Source organism: Pseudomonas sp. CFII68 (assembly GCF_000416195.1).
Classification (GTDB): Bacteria; Pseudomonadota; Gammaproteobacteria; order Pseudomonadales; family Pseudomonadaceae; genus Aquipseudomonas; species Aquipseudomonas kilonensis.
This window is the reverse complement of sequence record NZ_ATLN01000107.1, coordinates 70,722-78,940: the sequence shown is the minus strand read 5'-3', so window position 1 is coordinate 78,940 and position 8,219 is coordinate 70,722. Positions and strand designations below refer to the sequence as shown.

Genomic DNA, 8,219 nt, shown 5'->3' with positions numbered 1-8,219 from the left:
GCAGGCGAATCCAGCCGTCGGCGCTGGCGTAGTCGCCGGCCACCGGGTCCCACATCGGTGGAACGCTCCAGCCGATAGGGCGCAGGGAGGTGGAGAACCAGAACGACGCCAGGCGCTGGTCGACTTCGACGGGTGGCAGGCGGCCGGTTTGCTGATGGATGAGCTCGGCGGTGGCTTGGCCGGCTGCGGCGATGCTGGCGCTGGCCAGCGCCGTGACGGCGAATGCCGAGGGCAGCGCGCCGTCGCCGGTGAAGGTGATTGGGGTCGTGGGCAAGCCGAGTGCGGTTTGCATGGACGTGAGCAGATCTGACATCGAAAGCCCTCCAGTACGAGAGGGCGATCATAGTTCAAAAATCCGTTGGGGGCCGCTATGCGGCCCAGCGGGAGCAAGCTCCCTCGCCACGGTTCATACCGGCTTAAGTGCTTGTGCAAAAAACGGTGGTCAACGGCCTGGCGGCGCATTAGCTTAGTCGTTTCGACGAATCCGGGCCGGGGAGTGCAATGATGCTGGAAACATGGCTGGCGTTTTTCGCTGCGTGCTGGGTGATCAGTCTTTCGCCGGGTGCCGGCGCGATTGCATCGATGTCCAGCGGGCTGCGATACGGCTTCTGGCGTGGTTACTGGAACGCCTTGGGCCTGCAATTGGGCCTGGCGTTGCAAATCGTGGTCGTCGCCGCCGGGGTTGGCGCGATTCTCACGGCGTCGGCCACCGCGTTCTATGCGATCAAATGGTTCGGCGTGGCCTACCTGGTCTACCTGGGTGTCAAACAGTGGCGAGCCATTCCCGCTGACATGACTGACGACGCGGCCCCGCGGCCTATCGGCAAGCCCTTGGCGCTGGTGTTTCGCGGGTTTCTGGTCAATGTCAGCAACCCCAAGGCGCTGGTGTTCATGCTGGCGGTGTTGCCGCAGTTCATCAATCCCCATGCGCCGTTGATCCAGCAATACCTGATCCTGGGCGTGACCATGATCGTCGTCGATCTCATCGTCATGGCCGGGTACACCGGGCTGGCGTCCAAAGTCCTGCGGCTGTTGCGCACCCCGAAACAGCAACGGCGAATGAACCGTGCCTTCGCGGGTATGTTCATTGGCGCGGCGGGGCTGCTTGCGACGATTCGCAAGGCTGCGGTGTAAAGCAAAACCTGTGGCGAGGTTACTTTGTGGGAGCAAGGCTTGCCCGCGATGCAGGCGACTCGATTTCTGGAAGATCTCATCGCCTGTATCGCGGGCAAGCCTTGCTCCCACAAGCATTCGCTCAGCTATTCAGCGCAAAATCACTGGCGCCGTATCCCGAGGCAGGTTATTGCGCTGTACCGGTTCGCTGGGTTGTTGGTAGCTCGGGCCGCCGAGCTGTTCGCTCAGTTGCCGCGCCACGTCTTCCCCCAGGGCCTTGGACACTTCGCGCACCACCCGTGGACGATTGAGGCTGATGCGTACGTCCCGGTGGTTCATCAACTTGGTGTCCTGGCCTTCGCCCATGGCCGTAAAGGCCGAGGTGATTTCGTAGGTCTTGGTGTTGATCAGGCTGAAGTCCGCCACCAGGGTCAACGCCAGCACAGCCGAGTAGCTGTCGGTATTGGCCAGCTCGTTGATGTCGCGGGTGAAGTCGATGTCCGACACCGTGCCGAACAGCACGTAGTCGGCACCCTTGAAGTTACCGGCCTTGATGCGCTTGATCACGTCATAGACGTCGCCCTTGGACGCCGCTGTGTAGGGCGTGCCTTGGGTCAGCTGAAACATCCCGCTGCGCAGGATCTCGCCCTTGATGTCGCCGGTGAACTTGCGCAGTTCGCCCTGCTCGATGTAGCTGCTGGTGGCTTCCATCTCGTCGTAGCTCGAGGAGGCGCTGGCGCTGTAGGGGTTCGCCTGGAAGTTGCTCTGCGCTGAAACGGTGTGGATGTATTCCTCCACCCGCTCCTGGTACGCAAGGTCGGTCACTGCGACTTTCGGGGCCGCCTGCGCGCCAAATGCGCAGGCCAGGGCCATGATGCCTATCCATGTGCGCATGGCTTAACGCTCCGTGGTCTTGCGGATTTCTTTTTCGTCCATCCACTCGGCCAGACCGCTTTCGACGTCGATCAATTGCAGGCTGAATTTGTAGAAGACGTCCTTGTAGTCGCTGCTGCGCTTGACGATCGAGCTGATGGAGCCTTCGAGACGGTACTTGGCAGCAATCATGTTGCCGGTCTTGGCCACGGTGCTTTTCTTGTACAGGCCGCTCTGGTTCTGCAACTTGAGCTGGTCGACCTGGCTGTCCATGGCGGTGTTGTCACTGGCAAAACGGGCAGCCCCGGTCTTCATCAGCTGGGTCTTGATGCTGGTGGTGATTTCGCGGGTGTCGATGTATTCGCTGGTCTTGTTCTTCACGTCATAGACCTGGACCACCGGGCGACCCTGCAGGATGCCGGACTGGGCCAGGGAGCGGGTCATGGACTCGGCGATCATTTGCAGGTCGGTGGAGCCGAACTCGTTGGTCACGGTTTCCACGGCCTTGGTGTCGCCGTAGCTGATGTTCTTGTTGCCCAGGACCGGCGAGTTGTTGGCACAGCCGCTGACCAGCAGGGCGGCGAGGGCGAGGGAGGAAATGCGTACAAACATGTGGGTGCTCTCGAAAACTGAAAAAAGGTCTGTGGCGAGGGGATTTATCCCCGCTGGGCTGCGTAGCAGCCCCAATTTCAACGAGTGCTGCGCACTCGAACGGGGATAAATCCCCTCGCCACAGGAATGTGCATCTGTCTTACGGGGTATTGATTTCCAAGCGGAAATCCACCGCCTTGGGGGTCGGTGCGATGGCCGGCAGGAAGCTGGTCTGTTCGCCGTACAGCGTCAGGCTTTTCCAGGTTTCTTCCTCGGCGATCGGAAAGCCTTCCGGCCCCAGCCAGGCAAAGCGGTAATACATCGTCTTGTTGTTGTAGCTGGTGTTGCTCAGCTGCACGTTGACGGTCATGTAGCCGTTTTCCCGGGCCACGCGCATGGCGCCGACCACGATGTTCTTGGTCTTGCCCATCGCCACGACCTTGCTGGCGGCGCTGCCCGGCTCCGGTGGCGGCGGGGTGGCGCAACCGGCCAGCAAGGCCAGGGCGCCGATGGCGATCAGTTTTAAACGCATGTGAACAAGACTCCGTTCTTAAGGTTGCTTGAGGGCAATGGCGGTCGGGTTGGCGCTTGGCATCACCTGGGCAGCCAGGCCACCGGCGAACACCTGGTTACCCACCGCCCGCAGGGTGATGACCTGGTAGCGCTGGTCGACGGTGACCTTGACCACCGAGCCGCCCACCGAGCTTGGCAAGGTGACCTGATGCTCGCCTTTCTTCAGGCGCAGGCGCACCACCTGGGTGTAGTCGGGCAGGGTGCGCCAGGTCCGGGTGTCGGCTCCTTCGAGTACCGCCGAGGTGAGCCCCACGGCCAGGCCGGCCAGGGGGTTGGTTTCGTTGATCTGCTTTTGTGCCACGCCACGGCTGACGGCGCGCACGGTGGTGCGCAGGATGATGCCCGGCATGTCGTCGCGCAGGGCCCGGCGGGACATGGCAGTGGTGCTGTTGAGCTGGGTCAGGTCCAACTGACGACCGTCCACACCGATCTGGCCGAAGGTGGCCGTGGAGGTGTCGGGCTTGATCAACGGGAACGACAACGGCGTGATAACCAGGTTGCCGCTGATCGGCAAGGGCAGGGGAATGCGGATCGAGTCCCGGGACGGTGCCAGGCCACTCTGCACCACGATCAGGATGTCGCTGTCATCGCTCTTGGCGGGTTTGTCGAGGTCGCGCAGGGCCTGCTCCAGCAACGGTGTGTTGGGGCGCAGTTCGGCGGCCTTGCGATAACCCGGTGCGGCCAGGTCTTTTTCACCCAGGGCTTCGTAGACGAAGCCGGCCAGGTAATGGCTGAACGCGCTCTGGTAACTGTTCTTGAGGCCGACCACTTCCGGTGCGTCGAGGCTGGCCACCGGGTAACCCTGGAGGTCCTTGTATTCGGTCTTGACCCCTTCTTTCTCGGCTTCTTCCTCGCGCTTGAGGTATTGCTTGTCCCGCAGGTCGGCGATCACCGCTTCGCGTTCGTGGGTCTTCTTGATCTGGGTCCGCGCGCCGTCGAAGTCATTCACCGCCAGCAGGTTCAGGGCCATCTGCGTGGTCAGCATGACCTTTTCGTAGTCGTAGCCTTCGTAGCGGCGGACTTTATCGTTGACCAGGAAACTGCCGAACTGGGCCAGGTACTTGGCGGTGTCGAGCTTGACCGCGTCTTCCCACTGACCAACCTGCTGATCGGCGCTGGTCCAGGCTGTCTGGCTGCCGGACAAGTCACCCTTGGCGCGCAGCAACTCACCTTTCTCGAAGTAATACAGCAGGTCTTTGTCCTTGCTGGAGTTGTTCTTTTCCAGCAGGGTCAGCGCGCCGTCGACGTTGCCGGATGCCAACTGCTGGTTGGTCTGGGCCAATTCGCTGTCGTAGTTGCGAAAGGCCGAGCAGCCGGACAACAAGGTGATCGCGCCGAGGGCGACCGAAAAAACGGCACGGGATGCCATGAACATTTCTTCCCTGAGTAACAGCCGGGGTGTGCGGGTCGGGCTGGAGCGATCCCACGGACAAGCGTCGGGACGCTGCCGGTTCCTCATAAAAAGAGGAGCTTTTATGCCGTCTAATAATAAGAAGGCGGCGGGATTATAAACATGGCGCTTGGCTATGTAATGGCTTTTCAATCTCGAAATGCCTTTTTTGTGACATCACCTCCAAAGCATGAAAATACGATGAAAATCGGCCCCCGAAACACATCGGCCCTTGAGCCAAAGCCATTGGAAGTGAACAATGTGTTACTTCTTATTACCAACCGAGAGTCATTCATGACTGTGCCGTTCCGTTTCCTGGCCTGGCTTGTGCTGCCATTGCTTGCGCTATGCAGCACTTCGCTGCTGGCCGATACCGTCGAGAGTGCTCCCCAGGCGCTGCATTTGCTGGATTACATCGGGGCGGATTACCCGGCGACGGTCGAGGCGGGCAAGGTCATCGACGACGGGGAATATCGCGAGCAGCTGGAATTTACCCAGGTGCTGGAGGGGTTGGTCGCCGGGCTACCGGCCAAACCGGAAAAGACTGAGCTGGTCCAAGGCATCAGCACCTTGCGCAGTGCGATCACCCAGCGCCAAGAGGGCGGCGATGTCGCGCGCCTGGCGCGGCAACTAGGGGCCAAGCTGGCGGTGGCATATGAAGTCAGCCAGGCACCGGTCATCACCCCCGATCCCTCCCGTGGTGCGCCGCTGTATGCCCAGAATTGCTCGGTGTGCCATGGGGCCAACGGTGCCGGCGACGGTCCAGCCGGTGTCGGCATGGAACCGCCGCCCGCCAACATGCGGGATGCCCAGCGCCTGGACCGCCTGAGTCTCTATGCGATCTACAACACCGTCGGCATGGGCATTGAAGGCACCGACATGCCGGCCTTCGCCGATCAGCTCGACGACCGTCAACGCTGGGACCTGGCGACCTACATCGCCAGCTTCAGCGCCGACCCGGCCGCCGCCAAAAGTGAACAGGTCTTCAACCTCGCTGACCTGGCGCGCCAGACCCCGGCCGAAGTCCTCGCCGCGCAAGGCCCCGCAGCGGCGGCGACATTCCGTGCCCAGCGCGCCCAGCCGCCGCAGGTGCAACGTGGCCCGGCGCAGTTGCTCGACTACACGGCCGCCACCCTGGATAAAAGCATCGCGGCGTATCGCGCAGGCGACCATGACCAGGCCTACGACCTGTCGGTAGCGGCTTACCTGGAAGGTTTCGAGCTGGTGGAAAGCTCGCTGGACAACGTCGATGCCAACGTGCGCAAGGACACCGAAAAGGCCCTGATGGCCTATCGTCAGTCGTTGCAGGATGGTTTGCCGGTGGAGCAGGCGGTACAGCGTCTGGACGCGGCCAAGGCCAAGTTGAAGGCGTCTGCCGGCTTGCTGGGCGGTGATGGCTTGAGCTGGTCGCTGAGCTACATTTCCGGGTTGCTGATTCTGCTGCGCGAAGGGCTGGAAGCGATCCTGGTGCTGGCGGCGATCCTGGCGTTCCTGCGTAACACCGGCCAGCAGTCGGCGGTGCGCAGTGTCAACGTTGGTTGGGGCCTGGCGCTGTTGGCTGGCCTGGCGACCTGGGGGCTGGCGGCGTATGTGATCGACGTCAGCGGCGCCCAGCGCGAGCTGCTTGAAGGCGCGACGGCGTTGTTCGCCAGTGTGATGGTGCTGTGGCTGGGTGTGTGGATGCACGACCGTCGCCACGCAGCGGCCTGGCAGGACTACATCAAGAGCAGCCTGGTGGGCGGCGGTGGGCGTTTTGGTTTTGCGATCCTGGCGTTCTTCTCGGTCTATCGCGAACTGTTCGAAGTGATCCTGTTCTACGAAACCCTGTGGCTGCAAGCGGGCCCCGCCGGGCACAACGCGGTGTTGGCCGGTGGCGCGACGGCGCTGGTGTTGCTGGTGGGGCTGGCCTGGGTGATCCTGCGCGGCTCGGCGAAACTGCCGCTGGCGTTGTTCTTCAGCATCAATGCCGCGTTGCTGTGCGCGCTGTCGGTGGTATTCGCCGGTCACGGCGTGAAGGCGTTGCAGGAGGCCGGGATCTTCGGCACCCATCCGGTGGCGTTCTTCGACTTCGACTGGCTGGGTATTCATGCCGATGCCTATTCGCTGGCCGCTCAAGTGGTGGCGATCCTGGCGATTGTGGTGCTGTATGGGCGCAGTTGGGTGGTGGATAAGCGTCGGGTCCAGGTTTCCTGAAAAGCATTCGCTGCGCTCATAATCGCGGGCAAGCCTTGCTCCCACACAAGCTTTTCTCCCACAGGCTATGGGAGCAAGGCTTGTGGGAGCAAGGCTTGTGTGGGGGCAAGGCTTGCCCGCGATGCTTTTAATCTAGAGGAAACCATTCAATGCGCGTATGGATCGACGCCGACGCCTGCCCAAAAGCGGCGAAGGAACTGGTGGTCAAGTTCGCCTTGAAGCGCAGGTTCGAGGTGGTGCTGGTGGCCGGTCAGCCGCAGATCAAGCCTGGGCTGGCCTGTGTGAAGCTGATCGTGGTGCCCAGTGGCCCTGATGCGGCGGACGATTACCTGGTGGAGCACGCCGAACCGGGTGAATTGGTGATCTGTAGCGACGTGCCCTTGGCCGACCGGTTGGTGAAGAAGGGCGTTGCCGCACTGGATCCGCGAGGCAAGGAGTTCGATGCACAGAACATGGGCGACCGACTGGCGGTGCGCAACCTGTTCACCGATTTGCGCGAACAGGGCCATATGGGCGGCGGCCCGGCGGCGTACAGCGAGCGGGACAAGCAGGGGTTTGCCAATGCGCTGGATCGGATCCTGACGCGCCTGACCCGAATCGCTTAAGCCTTGTGCATAACCCCTGTGGGAGCGAGCCTGCTCGCGATGGCGGTGTGTCAGTCAACAGCTATGCCAGCTGAACCGTCGCTATCGCGAGCAGGCTCGCTCCCACATTGGGTTGGCGGTGCTGCTGTTAAACGTCGTTCTCGTGCGTTAGCTCCAACACCCGGTCCACCAGCTTGTTGATGCCTGAAGCCGCTTCGCTGATGTTCTGCGCCAGCATGTAGGCCGGGGTACTGACCAGTTTGCGCGCGCGGTCTTCGACGATGTCGGTGACGGCGCAGTCCTCGTGAGTACCCCCCATTTTGGTCACGGCGGCGGCCGTGTCGACATCGTTGCCGATGGTGCAGACCACACCCGGGCCGTAGATCTTCGCCGCCAGGGCCGGGGAGATGCAGATCAGCCCGACCGGTTTGCCGGCCTCGGCAAAAGCCTCGGTCAGTGCCAGGAGCTCTGGCTGGACTGTGCAGCCAGCGCCTTCGACGGCAAAGTTGGAGAGGTTTTTCGCCGCGCCAAAACCACCGGGTACGATCAGGGCGTCGAAATCCTCAGCGCTGGCTTCACGCAAGTCCTTCACGTTGCCGCGGGCGATCCGTGCCGATTCCACCAGCACGTTGCGGCTCTCGGGCATTTCCTCGCCGGTCAGGTGATTGATCACATGCAGTTGGGCAATGTTGGGGGCGAAGCACTGGACCTGTGCTCCACGCTGATCGAGGCGCAGCAAGGTGATCACGCTTTCGTGGATCTCGGCGCCGTCATACACGCCACAGCCGGAAAGGATCACTGCAATTTTTTTGCTCATGGGCTTTTCTCCAGATTCATGGCGTTAAATGTCTACTAATTTGTCACTCGTTGCCATAGGGGGATCGGGCAGCTACACCTAATCT

General features: G+C 61.8%; 8 protein-coding genes and 1 pseudogene. 3 read left to right on the top strand and 6 right to left on the bottom strand.

Annotated features, from left to right (window positions below; genetic code table 11):
- A pseudogene (locus tag CFII68_RS07970) lies at positions 1-313 on the bottom strand (acyl-CoA transferase); the annotation flags it as partial.
- Between the two features lie 188 nt (positions 314-501).
- Between CFII68_RS07970 and rhtB the strand changes: the two are divergent.
- Positions 502-1,134, top strand: coding sequence for a homoserine/homoserine lactone efflux protein (rhtB, locus tag CFII68_RS07975; RefSeq protein WP_033062773.1), 633 nt, complete (start codon positions 502-504; stop codon positions 1,132-1,134).
- 129 nt (positions 1,135-1,263) lie between these two features.
- On the opposite strand, the gene CFII68_RS07980 is transcribed toward rhtB, so the two are convergent.
- The 4 genes from CFII68_RS07980 to CFII68_RS07995 form a co-directional block, all read right to left on the bottom strand.
- The gene (locus tag CFII68_RS07980) at positions 1,264-2,007 is read right to left on the bottom strand and encodes a hypothetical protein (RefSeq protein ID WP_033062772.1); all 744 of its coding nucleotides are present in this window, start codon (positions 2,005-2,007) and stop codon (positions 1,264-1,266) included.
- 3 nt (positions 2,008-2,010) lie between these two features.
- Positions 2,011-2,598 carry a penicillin-binding protein activator LpoB gene (gene lpoB, locus CFII68_RS07985; protein WP_003177333.1) on the bottom strand — a complete coding sequence of 196 codons (588 nt, stop codon included), beginning with the start codon at positions 2,596-2,598 and terminating at the stop codon, positions 2,011-2,013.
- Between the two features lie 139 nt (positions 2,599-2,737).
- Positions 2,738-3,109, bottom strand: a complete 372-nt coding sequence (locus CFII68_RS07990; RefSeq protein WP_018610696.1) for a YcfL family protein — start codon at positions 3,107-3,109, stop codon at positions 2,738-2,740.
- 18 nt (positions 3,110-3,127) lie between these two features.
- Positions 3,128-4,519: a COG3014 family protein gene (locus tag CFII68_RS07995; RefSeq protein WP_033062779.1), complete on the bottom strand. Its 1,392-nt coding sequence runs from the start codon at positions 4,517-4,519 to the stop codon at positions 3,128-3,130.
- A gap of 315 nt (positions 4,520-4,834) precedes the next feature.
- Between CFII68_RS07995 and CFII68_RS08000 the strand changes: the two genes are divergently transcribed.
- On the top strand, positions 4,835-6,733 hold the full coding sequence (locus tag CFII68_RS08000) for an FTR1 family protein (protein ID WP_018610692.1): 1,899 nt from the start codon (positions 4,835-4,837) through the stop codon (positions 6,731-6,733).
- 149 nt (positions 6,734-6,882) lie between these two features.
- Positions 6,883-7,338: a YaiI/YqxD family protein gene (locus CFII68_RS08005; RefSeq protein WP_018610690.1), complete on the top strand. Its 456-nt coding sequence runs from the start codon at positions 6,883-6,885 to the stop codon at positions 7,336-7,338.
- A 127-nt stretch (positions 7,339-7,465) separates the two neighbouring features.
- On the opposite strand, the gene elbB is transcribed toward CFII68_RS08005, so the two are convergent.
- The gene (gene elbB / locus CFII68_RS08010; protein WP_018610688.1) at positions 7,466-8,134 is read right to left on the bottom strand and encodes an isoprenoid biosynthesis glyoxalase ElbB; all 669 of its coding nucleotides are present in this window, start codon (positions 8,132-8,134) and stop codon (positions 7,466-7,468) included.
- Between the last annotated feature and the right edge of the window lie 85 nt (positions 8,135-8,219).

Bases quoted from the DNA above. Each gene is read 5' to 3' on its own strand.
- rhtB (WP_033062773.1), top strand. From the start codon at position 502: ATGATGCTGGAAACATGGCTGGCGTTTTTCGCTGCGTGCTGGGTGATC.
- CFII68_RS07980 (WP_033062772.1), bottom strand. From the start codon at position 2,007: ATGCGCACATGGATAGGCATCATGGCCCTGGCCTGCGCATTTGGCGCG.
- lpoB (WP_003177333.1), bottom strand. From the start codon at position 2,598: ATGTTTGTACGCATTTCCTCCCTCGCCCTCGCCGCCCTGCTGGTCAGC.
- CFII68_RS07990 (WP_018610696.1), bottom strand. From the start codon at position 3,109: ATGCGTTTAAAACTGATCGCCATCGGCGCCCTGGCCTTGCTGGCCGGT.
- CFII68_RS07995 (WP_033062779.1), bottom strand. From the start codon at position 4,519: ATGGCATCCCGTGCCGTTTTTTCGGTCGCCCTCGGCGCGATCACCTTG.
- CFII68_RS08000 (WP_018610692.1), top strand. From the start codon at position 4,835: ATGACTGTGCCGTTCCGTTTCCTGGCCTGGCTTGTGCTGCCATTGCTT.
- CFII68_RS08005 (WP_018610690.1), top strand. From the start codon at position 6,883: ATGCGCGTATGGATCGACGCCGACGCCTGCCCAAAAGCGGCGAAGGAA.
- elbB (WP_018610688.1), bottom strand. From the start codon at position 8,134: ATGAGCAAAAAAATTGCAGTGATCCTTTCCGGCTGTGGCGTGTATGAC.